Below are 18,405 nucleotides of genomic sequence, written 5' to 3' on the forward strand. Positions count from 1 at the left end.
CTATCAACTCCCCCGTTTATATAACGTCAACATGTGACTCAACAAGTCTTTTAATAAAATCGTTGTCATCAAGTGATCTTGGCCATGCATCATCGTTACACTGTAAGCAATATCATCTCCAGCCGCTTCTTTTTGTAGTAATGAAGTCTGTGCATGGTGCGCTTCGATAATACATTGATTTCCTGCTTCAATCAGTTGCTCAGCTTTTTCGAAGTCCCCTTCACGTGCTGCTGTTAACGCTTCTAAAAATTTCGAGCGCGCATCCCCTGCATAAGCAACAATTTCAAATCCTAACATTGCAACTTCTTCTCTGTTCATAGAAAATCCCTCCAATTTGTACGCTATAAACCGGCCTTGTAAGAAACAGCTGTCTCTTCTAATACTTTATTTAATTCACTAATATTTGCCTTTCCTTCCGTGCGCAACCATTCTCTTGCTGCCGCTTCACCTTGCTCAATATAGGCTTTGACTGCTCCAGCCCATGTTGCACGTCCACATAACACACCGTTAAAATGCGCGTCTGAATCATGTGCAAAACGCAATGTCTCTTGGAAGAGTTTGGCAGAAACGCCTGCGCTTAAGTAAATATATGGTAGGGCAGTCGCTTCATCTTGTTGTTTAAAATATTGTGCTGCTTCTTCGCGCGTATACACCACTTCACCTGCCGCAAAACCTTCAACATAATTCATGTCGACTGGCACTTCCACCTTTAATACATCGACGCCAAATCGTTCATTTGAGAAGACACGCATCGCTTCAATTACTTTACGCGGCTTCACTTTGGCATATTCAGCACTTTTATTATCTGCAATGGCATCATCATAGGCTAAAATCTCTAAGAAGAAAGGAATGTCCTCGGCTTTACATTCTGAACCAATCCGCTCAATGTACGCTTCTTTTTGATTATTAATCGCATCCTCATCATCTACATCATAGTAAAGTAAGAACTTCACAGCCTGTGCGCCTGCTTCTTTAATGCGTTTGGCCGACCAATCCACCAAACAATCTGGCAAACGACCTTTCGCATTCACATCGTATCCTGTTTTTTCGTAAGCCAACAATAAACCCGTTGAATCATGTCTCACCGTCGTCGCAGGAAGACCATACTCCGGATCTAATAATATAGCTGAGGCGTAAGGTGTTAACTCTTCAGAAACCAATTGTTTTAAACGTTCCATATCTTTAACTTGAGGTTCTTCGGTTTGATATTGCGCCATCATGCGTTTCAATGCCCCGCGTTGATCGAAAGCTAATGCTGAAATAATCCCTTTGTCGTCACTTAATTGTGTTAACAGTTCTTCTTTTGTGCTCATTATTGACACCTCTTGTATTATTATGTTTGATTCATTAAAATCTCGATTGTCATTACCGTCAATAAGTCATTAATCTTTGTACTCGCCTTTATCCCATTTCTCTAAAAATTCATCAAAGAAATCATCATCAGTTTGATGCGCATTGACAGATTCAACTTGACTAATTTTTTCAATCAACTTTTGATTTTCTTCAGTCGGTTGATACTCTGCATTAATAAAAGCTTCTACAATATCACAAAGCAATAAATCGCCCACAATCTTGCCACCAAAACCAATTACATTGGCATTCAACTGTTCTTTTGCATAAAGCGCAGAAGACATATCACGAACTAATGCAGAACGGATACCTGGCACTTTATTCACTGCATTATTGATGCCGACACCTGTCCCACAAATACACACACCTAAATCCGCTTCACCACGCGTCACAGCTTCCCCTACTTTTTTTCCATAGATTGGGTAATGTGTGCGCGTAAAATCGTATGTCCCACAATCAATCACTTCATGACCCAATGATTTTAAAAATTGAGACACCTCCATTTTGGTATCTGTGACAATATGATCTGAACCAATTGCAATTTTCATTTTTTTGCCTCCTCTTATCCCATTTTGTTTAACATATCTACACGTATTTGATGACGTCCGCCATCATAATGTCCTTCAATAAAACCTTTGACAATATTTTCAGCGAGTGTCTCTCCTACCAAAGCCGCACCAAGGGTAATCATTTTGGCATTGTTATGACTTCGTGTCATATAAGCAGAGCGCTCGTCCGACACTTCCGCTGCAATCATGCCTTTAATTTTTGTTGCAACCATAAAGCTACCTGCACCAAACTCGTCAATGACGATACCTAAATTGTTATCATCTTCTTGTACCTTATGCGCAACCGCCACTGTCACATCGACAAAATCCACTAAGTCGTCACTTGTCACATCTACGACCTCATATTGCTTGTTGAGTAGAAATGTTTTGATATGCGCTTTCAAATGAGCGCCATATTGATCCGCACCAATAATCACTTTCACAGTAATCATCCTTCCAAAAAAATAATGTTGACTTGAACATAATCAAGCGCTTTCATTTATTTACAGTTAAATCATACACCTAAACAAACATAATTTCAACACGAATTGTTTTATTTTGTTTGATTAATTGTATTAAATCACCAAAATCAAACAAAAAGAGGTACTACGCTTATGTAGCACTTCTTTTTGTTTTTAAATCACTTCGATATACTGCTGTACTGCTTTCATTTGTTCGCTATTTAAACGATTTGTCACAATGGCTGTTAAATTTTTTAATTCACAAAACGATACAAAATCCTCCTTACCAATTTTTGAATCGTCGGCAAGTATGTATTTTTCATTCGAGTGCGAAATTGCTAATTTTTGTGTGTAGGCTTCTTCATATGAGGAAGTCATCACCTCGTTACCTTTAATACCATTGGCACTAAAAAATATTTTAGAAAATCGCATTTTTTCAAGGAGTGTATTCGCCATTTCCCCGACAAATGATTCAGTGACCTTTCGTTGAGAACCGCCTATTAAATACACTGAAAATTGTTCTGATCGTTTATGCTGTAATATTTGAAAAACCGGTAAACAATTCGTCACCACAGATAAACGTTTATTTTCAATTTCCTTTGCTAACATTTCAACTGTCGTACCTGGTCCTAAAAAGATGATATTGCCATCTTCAATTAATTCGGCCGCTTTTTTTGCGATTTCATATTTTTCTTTGCTTTTTTGTGTATGTTTTTCATGATGCGACATTTCCTTATACTGAAACGCTTGGTTACTTCGCGCCCCACCATGTATTTTCGTCAAAATCCCTTGTTCCTCAAGCTCGATTAAATCTCGCCTTACAGTCATATCCGACACATTTAAGTCTTCAACAATGTCAGTAATACGAATCGTTCCTTTTTCATTTACGCGACGTGCTATCTCATCCAATCGCTCATATTTATTCAAAAGTGGGCCTCCTTTTGTACAATCTTAATTATTATTTTGAACTCTAAAAGTCTATTTGAGTGTTGATTTCATATTAATCTAAACTTACTATATATGCTACAAAAATTAAACAAATAAGATTGGTAAATCAAACAAAAAACAACATTAAATGACTCTTTGAAACATAATCAGTTTGTAAGCATTAACCATTAGACGAATAGATTTTTAAAAATCTTAAGTGTTATATTATAAATTTGAATCAATTAAAAGAACAAACACTTGCATCTAACGAAAAACGTACAGATAACAAACGTGAATCGTCTACATTTAATTGGACAATTTTTGAGAATGGATATTGTTAAATTAAGAAAGTAGGCGATTTTATTATGACTAGAAAAAGAAGAAATTTTAGTCCTGAATTCAAGTTACAGATGGTTAGACTTTATGAGAATGGTAAGCCTAGAAATGAAATTATCCATGAATACGATTTAACACCTTCAGCGTTAGGAAAGTGGATAAAACAGCACCAAAGTACGGGTTCTTTTAATCATAAAGATAACTTAACTGATGAAGAAAAAGAATTAATGCGTTTACGTAAAGAAGTTAAACATCTAAAAATGGAGAACGACATTTTAAAGCAAGCAGCGCTGATCATGGGACGAAAATAGAAATCATTCAAAAGAATGCATATCAATATTCAGTATCAGCAATGTGTAAAGTCCTAAATATACCAAGAAGTACCTATTATGATTCTATAAAAAGAAAAGATAATAAAGCTACTAAAGATGATTCAAACGTAGAACGTGCAGTCATAAACATTTTTAATTCTAATAGAAAAACCTTTGGTACAAGACGAATTAAAAATAATTTAAATGACAAAGGTATCACTGTATCAAGACGAAAGATTGGTCGTATCATGAAAAAACATCATCTAGTTTCTGTTTATACGAAAACTAAATATAAAAATCACAAAAAAGAAATTAATGAAAAACTAATTGAAAATCATTTGAATCGCGCTTTTGTTAGAGATCAACCAATGGAGGCATTAGTAAGTGATTTAACATATGTAAAAGTCGCAGGAACATGGCATTACATATTTTTATTCATAGATTTATTTAATAGAGAAATTGTTGGTTACAGTGCAGGTAAAAGCAAGGACGCAAATCTAGTATCAAAAGCAATCAGCAGGATAAATTATAATCTTCAACAAATCAAATTATTTTATACTGACAGAGGCAAAGAATTTGATAACCATTTGATAGATGAAGTATTAGAAACATTTAAAATTAAGCGTTTATTAAGTACTAAAGGTTGTCCTTATGATAACGCAGTTGTAGAAGCAACGATGAAAGCACTAAAAACCGAATTTGTAAAACAGATGAAATTTGAAAACCTAGAACAGTTAGAGACAGAATTATTTGATTATGTAAATTGGTACAACAATTTTAGACCACATTCTTCATTACAGTATTTAACACCAGTGGCGTTTAAAGATCTACACATGAAAAGCGTCTAAAAAATGTTGACATACCAATAAACAAGACATACTCACATTAAAATCTATGCATTTTCTAGAGAAGAGTATCAATATATGTTTCTTAGGTAATAGTGGTGTCGGTAAGACAAATCTGGCAATATCGCTAGGCGTAGAAGCTTGTAAACAAAATATCAAAACTCGATTCTATACTTTTAAAGAATTAATTGAACTCTTAACTACATCAGAGGAGAAAGGAGTAATCAATAAAACTTTAAAACAATTAAACAGAATTGAATTGCTTATCATTGATGAGATAGGCTATACACCCATCTCAAAAGAACAGGCAGATCTCTTCTATCAATTGATGTCACTAAGGTATGAAATGAAATCAACAATCATAACGACGAATATCCCTTTTTCTAGTTGGGGCGACTCATTTAGTAACAAGATAGCGTCAGCAGCCATTATTGATAGACTCATTCATCATTCAAAAATATTTAAAATTGCAGGAGATTCCTACCGACTTAAAGACTATAAAAATGAAAAAAGTTTAAACATACGTCATTTGTAAATGGCGGTTATAAAATGTAGGAAAATGGCGGAATGAAAATGCTGTTTTTCCTACATTTTTTATTTTCTAAAATATATAATCATGTCTTAACTCAATCTTTGAATGGAGGTTGTTTGATTGAGACATGATATATACGAAGGAGTGTCATTTTACATTATGAAAGGCATAAAACCAAATTACGCTGAGCTGGCTAGACAATATCATTGCGATCCAAGGACAGTAAAAAAATATTATGAGGCTGGGAAAGGCAATGAGTTGAAAAAATTAAAAACAAGAAAAACGACAAAGAGAGTATCAAAATTAGAACCCTATAAAACGCTCATAGACGAAAAATTAGAGCTAGGTTGTACGGCTATGGCGATTTATAAATATATTACTAAAAAAGGGTATGAAGGCAAATATACGATTCTAAGAGAATATTGTAAGAATAAAAAAGGAAAGGAAATTAAAAAAGCAACTATACGGGTAGAAGCACGACCCGGTATAGCTGCTCAAGTAGACTGGAAAGAAGATATGGTCATGCATGATAAATTTGGGAAACGTTATCAATTTAATATCTTTCTTTACGTTCTACACTATTCAAAAATGAAGTATATCACATTAACTTGGGATAGAAAACAAGATACATTATTTCAATGTTTGAAAGAATCTTTTGAGTACACTGGAGGTGTTCCTAAGGAGATATGGTTCGATAATATGAAAACGGTCGTTGATCGTCCTAGAACACAATATAGAAAAGTGGTATTTAACGCCCTTTTTCATCAATTTAGTAAAGATGCAAACTTTGAACCCATCGCGTGTAGGCCTTATAGGCCGCAAACCAAGGTCTCTGTGGAATCTTTAGCTAAATTTGTGGAACAACGTTTAAGGCCCTACGATTACGAATTTTATGACGCTGTTGAACTTATCAGTCTTGTCAATCACTTTTGTCATGAAATGAACCATAACGAAATATCGCAAGCAACTGACTGCTATCCAATTGATTTATTCAATTCTGAAGAAAAACATCTATTGAACCCGTTTAATGTGCAGTTACTAGACACCTATGTCGAAGATGAATGCATTCGAATCGTTTCTAAAGAGTCGATGGTTAATTTTAGAAAAGGTAAATATTCAGTACCTACAAAGTTTATTGGAGAGGAGGTTCAATTGATCTTTAATGAATTGACTGACGAATTATCCATCTACTTTGATGCCGAGTTAATTAGAACCCATCATTTATCGGAAAAGAAATTCAATTATGTTACCGAAGATATGTGTGAGATATTGAAGTCTGATGCATTCAAGCACAAAGACGATCAAGAAATTCTTACTTATATCGAAGATTCATTATTAAAATATGACGAGGTGTAGGAGAACAGATATGTATACAGACCATCAAAAGCTATTAGAAAATTTTCAACTGCTCAATCTAAAAATGATTAAAGACTATTATCCGAAGTATTTAGAATCACTATCCAAGAATCAAAAATCTTTAACTGAAATTTTACTTGAGTTGACAGAAAAGGAAGTAGAATATCAAGCTGAACAAAAATTTAAACGCGCTATTAAGTTAGCACGTTTCCCTAAGGTTAAATATTTAAGTGACTTTGATTTCACGTTTCAACCAAGCATTAATAAACAAGAAATACTCACATTAAAATCCATGCATTTTCTAGAGAAGAATATCAATATATGCTTCTTAGGTAATAGTGGTGTCGGTAAGACACATCTAGCAATATCGCTAGGCGTAGAAGCCTGTAAACAAAATATCAAAACTCGATTCTATACTTTTAAAGAGTTAATTGAACTCTTAACCACTTCAGAGGAGAAAGGAATCACCAATAAAACTTTAAAACAATTAAACAGAATTGAACTGCTTATCATTGATGAAATAGGCTATACCCCCATCTCAAAAGAACAGGCAGACCTCTTCTATCAATTGATGTCACTCAGGTATGAAATGAAATCCACAATCATAACGACGAATATCCCATTTTCTAGTTGGGGAGACTCATTTAGTAACAAGATAGCGTCAGCAGCCATTATTGATAGACTTATTCACCATTCAAAAATATTTAAAATTACAGGCGATTCATACCGACTTAAAGACTATAAAAGTGAAAAAAGTTTAAACATACGTCATTCTTAAACCGCCAAAAAACGACATTTTCAAATCGCCATAAAACAACATTTTCAAACCGCTATTGACAGTAGTAAAACTTCTAGAATTAATACTATATATTTTTTTGAAATTAATGACATCTTTATCATATAAATTATGAAGTGCATAAATTACAATCAAATAATCCATATCTAAATCTTCATTGTTTTCGATGACATAATTCAAAAAATAACCTAATAACATGTTTGCATATGTAGATTTAGACAGCAAAATTTTTGATAAAGTGTCTGAGATAAACATAGCTTTCTCTTCATTATTTACATATTCTTTTAATTTTTTAATTTTTCTTCTGATGGTATTTCTTCTGGATTAAAACCTTGTAAAAAATTCATAAACTTTTTATGAGCGACTATTTTACTAATGTTATTTAAAAATCTAAGTACATTAGATCCATCTTGTGCTAATTCAAAGAAGGGATTTTCAACTATTACTTTCTTTACATCTAACAGATTTTCTATATGGACTTGAACTTCGCTTAGTTTATCAGACATATTTCCGCCTACATTCATATAATATATTCATTATCTTTAAAGATTCCCTTGTTTATTTCAATAACATTGATTTCATCTAACTTATAATTATCAAAGATTGATGCTAATATGATTTGATTTTCATTAAAGTCTTCTTTTAAAATTTTGAATATTTCTTCAATATTTTGTTTGTCTACCTCTCTTCCAGATGGAGAGTCCAGTAATATTGGCAAAGTAATACCTAAATATTTTTGAATAGATTTTATATAAGATAATTTGAATGCAAAGACCAGTTTGTGTAAAACAGCACCTGAATATCTCTTCAAATTATTTGTAAAAATAAAATCAGATTTTAAATCCAAATATTGCTCAATACCTAGCCTTTCCGCATAATCAGCAATTGAATCATAAAGTTCACTTATAATATTATTATTTACAATTATTTTTTTCTTAGTACTTCTCTTGTACGTTTTTCTTTTGTCTCAATTTCTTTTATTAATTTTTCAATTAAATTAAAATCCAGATTAATATTCATTATTCTACTATCAAATTTTTGGAGCTCAGTTTCTAGATTTAATAAGCTATATTCTTTTGAAAGATTATCTCTCAATTGAGAAATTTTTGATTTTATTTTTTTTATTTTTATTTCAATTATTTTTTTTCTAGTATTAACATACAATTGAGATTCTTCAAATCCTACAATATTATCTTTTGTAACTAATTCTCTCTTCCCTTCAATTTCTACAGCTATTTTCATTTTTTCTATAAACTTTAAAAAACTCTTGTTATCTTCAATCGCACTTTCGATTTCATTTAGGTCTTTCATTAATTGTTTTTTTTCTAATTCTAATAACAAAATATCATTTTCAATTTTGTCAATATAGTCAATTTCTAAACCACTTTTTTCTTCAATCACTGATGTTTGATAGAAATATATACTCCTCATTGCATTATATTTCAACTTTTCTTGTTTTAGAATGTTTAGTTCTTTTTGCAATTCTTCAATATTTCTTTCAGCTAATCCTCCAACTAATTCATATAAATTAAAGTATATTCTTCCGATGACAAATCCTTTATTTAAAAGTGTCCAACCTTTTTCTTGATCCATATATATACTACCTAGTATGTTCTCTAGAACATTTTTATTTTCTGAATTAAAAATAACCTGTAATAGATATATATTTTCATCGGGTAACAAAAAATATTGAGAAATATCATTTTCTATCAATTCAAGATTATTACTATTTCTTATCAACGTTATTTTTCTATTGCCTATCTCCAAAAGTAAAATTGTTTTTAACTTTTCGAATTTTATGCCTTTTGTTCCTGGAATTGCATAACCTAGGCTAAATAAAAGCATTCTTAGTAAAGTAGACTTTCCTACACTATTTTTCTTACTATAAACTAGATTATTATTTGATGAAAAATCAAATTTCTTTTTCATCCCCTCATAATCAAGATAAAGAGTATTAAATTTCAAGATTTACCTCCTTTTTAAGGTTTTTAACCATTGTTTTTAAATTCAGAATTTTAAATAAAATAATTTTAACTATTACTTGTTTTACTTCTTCTTCTATTTTATCTGTATTTACTAAATAAATATAGTCAGTCCATTTATCATTAATAAATGATTTTATCCTTCTTCTATTACCTATTTTATTTTTTCTATAAATTTCATAATCACTATTTACTTTCATCACAAAAGAAAATTTTTCTGATTGTTTATCAATAAAAGTAGTATATTTATATAGTACTGTCTCTATTTCCTCTTCATCCATTTGAAACTCATCAATAAGCTTTTCAAAATTTTTATCATCTTCTAATAGTTGAGAGTTTATGACTATTATTGGCCAGATAACTTGATTCTTGGTAAGATCAATAGATACGTTACTTGTGGTAGCATTAAACAAAAATTCACTTTGCCAAATTTCTAACAATGTTTTTGAGTAAACTGGATTTACAGAAATATTACTTAGAAATTCTCTAATTATGCGTAAGATAGTTCTGTATCTAGTTTCATAATCATCTCCATCAAAATTTATTACTGATATATTTAAAATATCGGTATTATATTTTTTATTATATTTTTCTGAAAGCTCTTCTATAATCTTTACTACTTTTTTCTTATAATTAGCAGGGATTTCATTGAATGTTCTTTCAATAATTCCATCACCTATAAAAATATGGTGCTGAGAAGTTGTACCTCCAATTGGATTTGGAAAATTAGTTGTATAAATTAACCTTTCTATTTCGTTTTTTTGAGCTCCCAGAAATAGTGTATTTAAACCTGTTTCTAATTTTTCTAATGCTTTACTATCCTTCCCTAACTTAGAATACGATTTAGCTTGAATTAATATTTTCTTATCATTAAATAGTAACAATTCAATATCTTCATCTTTCCCTTCAATTCTTATACTTTTAATATTGGATTTGTGTCAAGAAATCGGACACAGTGAATTTATAATTTTACCTCGCTCTGCTCGGTTTCCTATTCAAAAATAAACTTATTAAATCATATAAGTTCATTTTTAAACAGGTCATTTTATGAAAACATTTTTTCAAATTCAAGTGGACTTAGATAATTTAGTGTTGAATGAATTCTTTTGGAATTATAGAATGTCACAATATATTCTATAATACTAAACATTGCCTCATTACGCGTTTGAAAATTACAATGATGAATGAGTTCTTTCTTTATTATACTGTGAAATGACTCTATACACGCATTGTCATAACAATTTCCCTTCCGACTCATACTCGTTATTATTTCGTTTTCTCTTAATATATTTTGATATTCTATTGAGGCATATTGACTTCCTCTATCAGAATGGTGTATTAAACCTGCTGTTGGCTTCTGTGCAGTAAATGCTCTTTCTAGTGCTGAAATCACTAAATCTTTCGTCATTCTGTTCGACATTGACCAACCTATTATTCTTCTTGAGAATAAATCCATCACTGTTGCGAGATACACCCATCCTTCCCGTGTATAAATATAGGTAATATCTGATACCCATACCACACCTGGCTTTTCAACTTTAAATCGTTGGTTTAGTAAATTCGGATATATTGGTAGATTGTGTTTAGAATCTGTTGTTGCTTTATATTTCTTCTTTGTGATTGATCTGATACCCATTGGATTTGTGTCAAGAAATCGGACACAGTGAATTTATAATTTTACCTCGCTCTGCTCGGTTTCCTGTTCAAAAATAAACTTATTAAAATCATATAAGTTCATTTTTAAACAGGTCATTTTATGAAAACATTTTTTCAAATTCAAGTGGACTTAGATAATTTAGTGTTGAATGAATTCTTTTGGAATTATAGAATGTCACAATATATTCTATAATACTAAACATTGCCTCATTACGCGTTTGAAAATTACAATGATGAATGAGTTCTTTCTTTATTATACTGTGAAATGACTCTATACACGCATTGTCATAACAATTTCCCTTCCGACTCATACTCGTTATTATTTCGTTTTCTCTTAATATATTTTGATATTCTATTGAGGCATATTGACTTCCTCTATCAGAGTGGTGTATTAAACCTGCTGTTGGCTTCTGTGCAGTAAATGCTCTTTCTAGTGCTGAAATCACTAAATCTTTCGTCATTCTGTTCGACATCGACCAACCTATTATTCTTCTTGAGAATAATTCCATCACTGTTGCGAGATACACCCATCCTTCCCGTGTATAAATATAGGTAATATCTGATACCCATACCACACCTGGCTTTTCAACTTTAAATTGTTGGTTTAGTAAATTCGGATATATTGGTAGATTGTGTTTAGAATCTGTTGTTGCTTTATATTTCTTCTTTGTGATTGATCTGATACCCATTTCTTTCATCAATCTTGTTACTGTACGCTGTGAAACCTTTATTCCTTCTTTCATCAGTTCCTTTGTGATTTTTGGACTGCCGTACCTTTTTTGACTTCCAATATAAACTTTATAGATTTCCTTTTTTAATCTATCACGTCTCTTTTGTTGTGATGAAGCTGGACGTTTTTTCCAATCATAATATCCACTTTTTGAAACACCTAATACTTTGCACATCTTAGTCACACGAAATTCGTGCCGGTGTTGATATATAAATTCATAAATTATTTCTGGTCTTTGGCAAAGATGTGCATAGCCTTTTTTAATATTCGATTCTCTTCTTCAAGTTCCTTAAGTCGCTTTTGTAATTCGACTTCTGTTTGTTTTACTGGTGTTAATTTACCGCTACCAACAAAAGATGCTTCGCCACCTTCACGATACTTACTCAGCCATTTTGTAAGTGTTTGTATCGGTATATCAAGGTCTCTTGAGACCTCAGTCGCTTTTCTACCTGATTCAACCAGTTTTATTGCTTCCATCTTAAAGTTATGCTCATATCTTCTCTTAGTCATGACAGACACTCCCGTAAATTAATAATATTATTATAAACTATTTATTATCAATTCGCTGTGTCCGTTAATGAGTCTAACATCATATCTTTTATATACTTAATAAAATATACAATAGCGCTATTAATTTGAAAATGCCATCCAAATATAGATGGTGATGCGTTATGGTCCATAATTACCTCAATATATTTAATATTTTATTCATAATACTTTCCTTTTACTACTCTTGTAGCATTTTTAATTCATATGCTAAACGAGCTTCCTTACTTAAATTCATCTTATTAATTAACGAATAAACATACCTTTCTACTTTTTCGTGTTGAAGCTGATTTTCTATATCATAATTATAATTATCTTCAGCTAACTTTTTTATTTCCTCTATGCGCATAAAAAACATTTCATTTTTCAAGTTTGGAATGTCAACAGTCTTTTAGACACTTTTCATGTGTTGCTCTTTGAACGCCACTGGCGTTAAATACTGTAACGAAGAATGTGGTCTAAATTGTTGTACTATTTTATATGATCAAAAAATCTATTTCTAATTTATTCAAGTTTTCAAATTTCATCTGTTTTATAAATTCAGTTTTTATTGATTTCATTGTTTCTTCTGCAACAGGGTTGTCATAAGGACAACTTTTTGTGCTTAATGAACGTTTAATTTTAAATGTTTCTAGTACTTAATCCATCAAATAATTATAACTCTTTACCTCTATCGGTATAAAATAATTTGATTTGTTGAAGATTATAATTTATCCTGCTGATTGCTTTTGATACTAGATTTGCGTCCTTGTTTTTACCTACACTGTAACCAACAATTTCTCTATTAAATAAACATACATAATGCCAACTTCCTGCCACTTTTACATATGTTAAATCGCTTACTAGTACCTCCATTGGTTGTTTTCTATTAAACGTACGATTTAAATGATTTTTAATTAGTTTTACATTAGTTTCTTTTTGATGATTTTTATATTTAGCTTTTGTATAAACAGAAACTAGATGATGTTTTTTCATGATACGATCAATCTTTCGTCTGGATACAGTGATACCTTTGCCATTTGTTTTTTCGACTTGTACCACAAATATCCTCCTTTTCTAACTATTATTTTAAGTGTTATTATACTATATAAACGTCAAGATAAATATGTACAATTTTGCTTAAATAAGCATGTACAGATTGGATTTGTGCCAAGGAATCGGACACAGTGAATTTATAATTTTACCTCGCTCTGCTCGGTTTCCTGTTCAAAAATAAACTTACTAAAATCATATAAGTTCATTTTTAAACAGGTCACTTTATGCAAACATTTTTTCAAATTGAAGTGGACTTAGATAATTTAGTGTTGGAATGAATTCTTTTAGAATTATAGGATGCCACAATATATTCTATTATACTAAATATTGCCTCATTACTCATTTGAAAATCAAAATGATAAATGTGTTCTTTCTTTATTATGCTATGAAACGACTCTATACACGCATTGTCATAACAATATCCCTTGTGACTCATACTCGTTATTATTTCGTTTTCTCTTAATATATTTTGATATTCTATTGATGCATATTGACTTCCTCTATCATAATGGTATATTAATCCTGCTGTTGGCTTCTGTGCAGTAAATGCTCTTTCTAGTGCTGAAATCACTAAATCTTTCGTCATTCTGTTCGACATTGACCAACCTATTATTCTTCTTGAGAATAAATTCATTACTGTTACGAGATATAGCCATCCTATAAATGCTAATTTAAAGATGTACACTCTCGCTTGAATAAGTATACACAAAAAAACTGTTTTAATCATAATTTGATTGAGATGAAATTGTGAACTATACAGTCAAAATAGATACAAAAATTAAAATTACAAACCTTTCAGACTTACCAAAGCTGAAAGAAATGATGGAGAGTGCAAAAATGAAAATTAATAAAAGTAAGTTAGCTCGGGATCTTGGTAAAGATAGACGGACAATCGACAAATACTCAAAAGATTTCACACCATCAAGTTGTTAACGATGCTGAATGTATTTTAAAAAAGCACCTCCCGAATATTTTCGAGAAGTGCTGTAAACTTTTCTTCAATTGAACACAAATCGCTGGCGCAATTTGCGTACCCAATCTGTAAGCGAATAAATTCGCAACAGCTTTGGCAATTAACGTTTTGAGAATTGTGGTGAACGACGTGCTTTTTTAAGACCTGGTTTTTTACGTTCAAAAAACTTTAGGATTTCGTATTGTTACATAGACTATCGTACACCTTGATATTAAGGTTTTTTTGATTTTTCGATTGCATTGAGTTTCCTCTAATTTAACTTGGGGGTATTAAAAAGGTATTAAAATATAACAAAAATTTGCTGGCTGGCATTTTTAATATATTTCATAAAAATAAATGGATTAGAAAATGGAGAGATAATTCTCTACCTTAGAAGTATAGCTAATTTCTTATTTCTTCAAATTTTTTAGGCTTAAAATGCATTCTTTTATTATTGCCTATACTTACTACTCCTATATCCCTAAGTGTCTCTGCTATAGATAGCTGATATTGATTTTCTAAAGTCGGTTTTCCATTATCAAACACACTAGAGATAGTCTTTATTGATTCAATTGATTTTATCCAAGTTTTCCATTTATATTGAAATTTTTTGTCTAAAATAATGGAATTTAAAATATTCAATTTTGCCAATTCCTCAAGATTTTCATCTCCAATAGCTTTATCAATAAATCCTTCAGGCTTATTTTTCGACTCAACTTCATTCATCAAATCAACACTAGCATTTACCATAGTTATAAATTCATTCCATAAATCAAAGTGCTTGTAATCCCTAATAATAAGTTCAACATCTTCCTTTCTAAAATAATTATTAAAAACAAATATCCTGATTTCTTTAGTTGCTCCAGTGATATTAAATAAAGATAATTTTTTATTGTAGGATTGAACAAGTCTAATATTTTCGGTGTCATTAAATAATGACTCATTCAATATATCTTCCACCATAGATACTGATAGAAGTTCTAAAATATCAGACTGTATTAAAATACTTACAATATCAACTTGATTTTTTACACTTTTAGCTTTTTTAATAAATTGTATGACTAACGAATTGTCATTTACATATATAATATGTGATAAGTTTTTTGTATTATATTCTATTAAATTACTATATGTCAGTGCCTTTAATTTTTCTATACCAATGTCAGGATTAATTTCTTCTAAAGTTTCGGTTACTTTTCTTCTAATCATGTTAAACAGATTTATATCAGTCTTTTCATCATTAATAATTTTTCTATACATATCCTGATTTAGAGCAAATTCTACTCTATAGTTCTTGTTCAGAAAACCAATTATGGAAGACACTTCTCCTATTTCTTCAAAATACGTCATCAAGTTTTCTTTGTTTGATTTAACTAAGTCTTTTCTAAATAACTCAGCCCAAAACCGTATTGAATTAACATCTTTTAAGTTGCTAATAATAGAGCTTTCTGCTTCTATTAATCGTACTTTACTGTCTTCAGAAAGATTAGAATTAAGCATGCTAATGAATGCTTTGCCACTTGAAGAAGCCTTTAAATTTTTTTCCTCAATTCTATCTAAGTATTGAGTAACAATTTCTTCTAGATTCTCATTTGTGTACTCTTGTAAAGATTTATTTGTGCCCTGAAATACATACTTAAATAATTTTTGCAGTGTGTCTTGATCAGTATAACTTTGGTCCACTAATAATTCATTAGTAAGTTTTATTAAATTATCTAAAGTCATAATATAGAGTCTTTTATCAGCAATAAATTGAGAGATTTCTTTTTGAACCACTATGTTTGTAATATTTTCAAATTTAATATCTAATCTTTCTAATGTCTGCAGGATCAACATCTTATTTTCTAGATAATCCAATCCAAGTATCTCACTATTCTTTGAAATATAGATATTAAATTCAGAATTAGACTCTAAAGTCTGATTTTCACATGCTATTCCTGATATTTTCAACCTTAAGTCACTTGGTAAATCGCTGATAGAAAATAAGTCAAAGAATGCATCAAACCCTAAATTAAGCAATATTTCTACCAATTGTTTTAACTTTGTATATTTAAATAAACTTATATAACTAACAGCTTCTAAATCATTATTCCATTTGACAACTTTTAAAATATTATATAGTTGTATTCCTTTTTGTTGATTAATTAGTTCATCAATTAAATTGTAATTAATAATATCTTTTCTTCGATAATCGACATCTTCTAAATATGTTATTACAGTTGAAGGATTGTCAAGTTTAAAATCATTATTAACTGTTTTTCCTGATAATACCCTATTTATAAAAATATTGTCATTGTAACCTAAATAACCTTCGTGGAAATATCCTTTATATCTCCAATAGTTTTCATCTACCAATCCAGATAACATCAGAACTCTTATTAAAGGAAAATAGTGATTTTCTGTTATGTCTTTAAATTCATCATTACCTTCTTCAAAATAAAGACTTAAAGCATCTTCATCCAGCTCTAAAAGCAAATCACTAGTTTTAGTCGTATGCCTTCGATTTATATTACCATTTAAATTTTTGATTTCCTCGTCTAAACCTTCTATCTTAAGATCAAAATCATCATAATTAATCTGTTCTAATCTTTCTCTTAAACTTGGGTCCTCTTTACATAACATCTCAATAAAACTATTGAATGTATAGTTAGCTGCACTATTTGCAAATTCAATCCATTTACTAATTTCCTGGTTTCTATACCAGTTATACATAAATTGACCAAGGGATTCGTCTATTTGTATATTTATTTTTCTAGTATGGATGTTCATGGCTAGAAAATCAGACAACCTAGTAACTAAAAGATTCTTTAATTCCTCACGTTCCTTTATTTTCCTGTTCAAATTCTCTTCATATTCTTTAAATAAAGTATTTCGTTTATTTAGGATTTTATATAAATATCCCCTATCATTTTCTAGCTCTTCAAATTCTTTTGGAAATACATTTTTTAACACTAGTAGTGCAAACAACTCGTCTGAATAGACATCTGTTTCTATCCCTTTTGAGTAAATTTCATACTCATTCCTAATCGAATATAAAAGCCTCATATCATCAATAAAGACTGAAATTTTTTCTAAAATCTTAGGACTGATTTTAAGTTGTTTTTTTTCAATATCCGAGAAAATTTCAAGAACCTTTCCCCTAGAATTATGTGATGTCACTTCAGGAATTATAGGTATCATCAGGTCGAAGAACTTAGTCCTATCTTTTGACTCAAACAAATCATCTTTAATTACATAAATAAACCTAACTGTTTTATCTGACTTAGAGTTAACTAAACTATTAATCTCACGTAATCTGATAAAAATAAATATATCATTAAATCTATCTAAGTCTTCGAATATAATCGTATCTATATTTGATGCTAAAATTAGATAAACTATTTCTCGAGCTTCTTGATCAAGTAATTGAGCATTGTCTTCTTCAATTAATTCAGACTCTGCTCCCTTAAAACTGAATTTGGAGATTTTAAATGAAATCCTCCTCGATAACCAAACTGATGCGAATATTAAAGGTAACAATAACGACTGCACAATCGTTAAGTTCGTATAATAGGGCACATTATTAACATGCAACAAATCTAAAAATATGAATTCTAATAAGGACCTATTAAATAATGAAAACAATCCAACTGCAAACAAGATTAGAACAAAAGCAAATAAAAACACTTGCCACGGTCTTCTTTTATCTTTTAACCTAAACTTACTAAGAGGAATTTTATAAGACGGTATCTGGTACAAGATTTGATTAATGATCTGATGTTCGGCAATTTTAATTTTATTTGGATTTTTAGTATCGCCCTCAAAATCTGCTATTGAAACGTTAATCATGTTATTTTGATTAGCTTCATTGTTAAAATATGTTTTCAAGAAACTACTTTTACCCGAACCGTATATTCCTGTTATCGCTATATTTTTTATATCATTATCAAGATATGCATCATCTAACGCTTTTTTTGATATTTTATAGGAAGGGTGAGAGGAATCAACCATCCTCGGTGTTAATTTATGAAATTTAAATTTTTTTTGCTCAGACATATTCCTC

General features: G+C 30.5%; 18 protein-coding genes and 3 pseudogenes. 5 read left to right on the forward strand and 16 right to left on the reverse strand.

Going from position 1 to position 18,405, the window contains the following annotated elements; translation table 11 throughout:
- Positions 1–3: 3 nt before the first annotated feature.
- From B5P37_RS02960 to B5P37_RS02980, 5 genes are all read right to left on the reverse strand, one after another.
- Entirely contained in the window at positions 4–318 is a 315-nt protein-coding gene (locus B5P37_RS02960; protein ID WP_085236831.1) for a PTS lactose/cellobiose transporter subunit IIA, read from the reverse strand.
- 23 nt (positions 319–341) lie between these two features.
- Positions 342–1,313 (reverse strand): tagatose-bisphosphate aldolase, encoded by a 972-nt coding sequence (gene lacD / locus B5P37_RS02965; RefSeq protein ID WP_085236832.1) that lies wholly within the window; start codon positions 1,311–1,313, stop codon positions 342–344.
- Between the two features lie 69 nt (positions 1,314–1,382).
- Entirely contained in the window at positions 1,383–1,898 is a 516-nt protein-coding gene (lacB, locus tag B5P37_RS02970; RefSeq protein WP_085236833.1) for a galactose-6-phosphate isomerase subunit LacB, read from the reverse strand.
- A 14-nt stretch (positions 1,899–1,912) separates the two neighbouring features.
- Entirely contained in the window at positions 1,913–2,341 is a 429-nt protein-coding gene (lacA, locus tag B5P37_RS02975) for a galactose-6-phosphate isomerase subunit LacA (protein ID WP_085236834.1), read from the reverse strand.
- A gap of 192 nt (positions 2,342–2,533) precedes the next feature.
- On the reverse strand, positions 2,534–3,286 hold the full coding sequence (locus B5P37_RS02980) for a DeoR/GlpR family DNA-binding transcription regulator (protein ID WP_085236835.1): 753 nt from the start codon (positions 3,284–3,286) through the stop codon (positions 2,534–2,536).
- Between the two features lie 365 nt (positions 3,287–3,651).
- Here B5P37_RS02980 and B5P37_RS02985 point away from each other — a divergent pair.
- The 4 genes from B5P37_RS02985 to istB all read left to right on the forward strand — a co-directional run bounded on the left by B5P37_RS02985 (position 3,652) and on the right by istB (position 7,444).
- Positions 3,652–4,781 (forward strand): IS3 family transposase gene (locus tag B5P37_RS02985; RefSeq protein ID WP_169710765.1). Its coding sequence is split into 2 segments (ribosomal slippage): positions 3,652–3,931 and positions 3,931–4,781, totalling 1,131 coding nucleotides; the frame shifts between segments, so codons are not numbered across the junction.
- Between the two features lie 46 nt (positions 4,782–4,827).
- Positions 4,828–5,313 carry an ATP-binding protein gene (locus B5P37_RS02990; protein ID WP_240622419.1) on the forward strand — a complete coding sequence of 162 codons (486 nt, stop codon included), beginning with the start codon at positions 4,828–4,830 and terminating at the stop codon, positions 5,311–5,313.
- 156 nt (positions 5,314–5,469) lie between these two features.
- Positions 5,470–6,666, forward strand: coding sequence for an IS21 family transposase (gene istA, locus B5P37_RS02995; protein WP_244898631.1), 1,197 nt, complete (start codon positions 5,470–5,472; stop codon positions 6,664–6,666).
- A gap of 10 nt (positions 6,667–6,676) precedes the next feature.
- The gene (gene istB / locus B5P37_RS03000) at positions 6,677–7,444 is read left to right on the forward strand and encodes an IS21-like element helper ATPase IstB (RefSeq protein WP_085236837.1); all 768 of its coding nucleotides are present in this window, start codon (positions 6,677–6,679) and stop codon (positions 7,442–7,444) included.
- On the opposite strand, the gene B5P37_RS03005 is transcribed toward istB, so the two are convergent.
- The 9 genes and pseudogenes from B5P37_RS03005 to B5P37_RS03050 all read right to left on the reverse strand — a co-directional run.
- Complete coding sequence (locus B5P37_RS03005) at positions 7,424–7,660, reverse strand: hypothetical protein (RefSeq protein WP_169710750.1); 237 nt, start codon at positions 7,658–7,660, stop codon at positions 7,424–7,426. The genes istB and B5P37_RS03005 overlap by 21 nt on opposite strands.
- 86 nt (positions 7,661–7,746) lie before the next feature.
- Positions 7,747–7,986, reverse strand: coding sequence for a hypothetical protein (locus tag B5P37_RS03010; protein WP_085236839.1), 240 nt, complete (start codon positions 7,984–7,986; stop codon positions 7,747–7,749).
- On the reverse strand, positions 7,983–8,309 hold the full coding sequence (locus B5P37_RS03015; RefSeq protein ID WP_085236840.1) for a hypothetical protein: 327 nt from the start codon (positions 8,307–8,309) through the stop codon (positions 7,983–7,985). The genes B5P37_RS03010 and B5P37_RS03015 overlap by 4 nt, the downstream gene beginning before the upstream one ends.
- 77 nt (positions 8,310–8,386) lie before the next feature.
- Entirely contained in the window at positions 8,387–9,427 is a 1,041-nt protein-coding gene (locus tag B5P37_RS03020; protein ID WP_085236841.1) for a hypothetical protein, read from the reverse strand.
- Positions 9,417–10,328, reverse strand: a complete 912-nt coding sequence (locus B5P37_RS03025; protein WP_085236842.1) for a hypothetical protein — start codon at positions 10,326–10,328, stop codon at positions 9,417–9,419. The genes B5P37_RS03020 and B5P37_RS03025 overlap by 11 nt, the downstream gene beginning before the upstream one ends.
- A 161-nt stretch (positions 10,329–10,489) precedes the next feature.
- A pseudogene (locus tag B5P37_RS03030) lies at positions 10,490–11,077 on the reverse strand (IS3 family transposase); the annotation flags it as partial.
- Positions 11,078–11,198: 121 nt separating this feature from the next.
- A pseudogene (locus B5P37_RS03035) lies at positions 11,199–12,340 on the reverse strand (IS3 family transposase).
- A gap of 690 nt (positions 12,341–13,030) precedes the next feature.
- The gene (locus B5P37_RS03045; protein WP_085236846.1) at positions 13,031–13,417 is read right to left on the reverse strand and encodes a hypothetical protein; all 387 of its coding nucleotides are present in this window, start codon (positions 13,415–13,417) and stop codon (positions 13,031–13,033) included.
- 216 nt (positions 13,418–13,633) lie between these two features.
- Positions 13,634–14,069: pseudogene (locus B5P37_RS03050) on the reverse strand (IS3 family transposase); the annotation flags it as partial.
- A gap of 89 nt (positions 14,070–14,158) precedes the next feature.
- On the opposite strand from B5P37_RS03050, the gene B5P37_RS03055 reads away from it, so the two are divergent.
- A complete protein-coding gene (locus tag B5P37_RS03055; RefSeq protein ID WP_085236848.1) occupies positions 14,159–14,344 on the forward strand; it encodes a hypothetical protein in 186 nt (61 codons plus the stop codon).
- A gap of 140 nt (positions 14,345–14,484) precedes the next feature.
- Here B5P37_RS03055 and rpsI read toward each other — a convergent pair whose 3' ends face one another.
- Together rpsI and B5P37_RS03060 are read right to left on the reverse strand one after the other, a co-directional pair.
- Entirely contained in the window at positions 14,485–14,559 is a 75-nt protein-coding gene (gene rpsI, locus B5P37_RS12320) for a 30S ribosomal protein S9 (RefSeq protein WP_206168741.1), read from the reverse strand.
- 206 nt (positions 14,560–14,765) lie between these two features.
- Entirely contained in the window at positions 14,766–18,398 is a 3,633-nt protein-coding gene (locus B5P37_RS03060) for a YobI family P-loop NTPase (protein WP_085236849.1), read from the reverse strand.
- Positions 18,399–18,405: the final 7 nt, after the last annotated feature.

The sequence above is a fragment of the Staphylococcus lutrae genome (genome assembly GCF_002101335.1).
Taxonomy (GTDB): Bacteria; Bacillota; Bacilli; order Staphylococcales; family Staphylococcaceae; genus Staphylococcus; species Staphylococcus lutrae.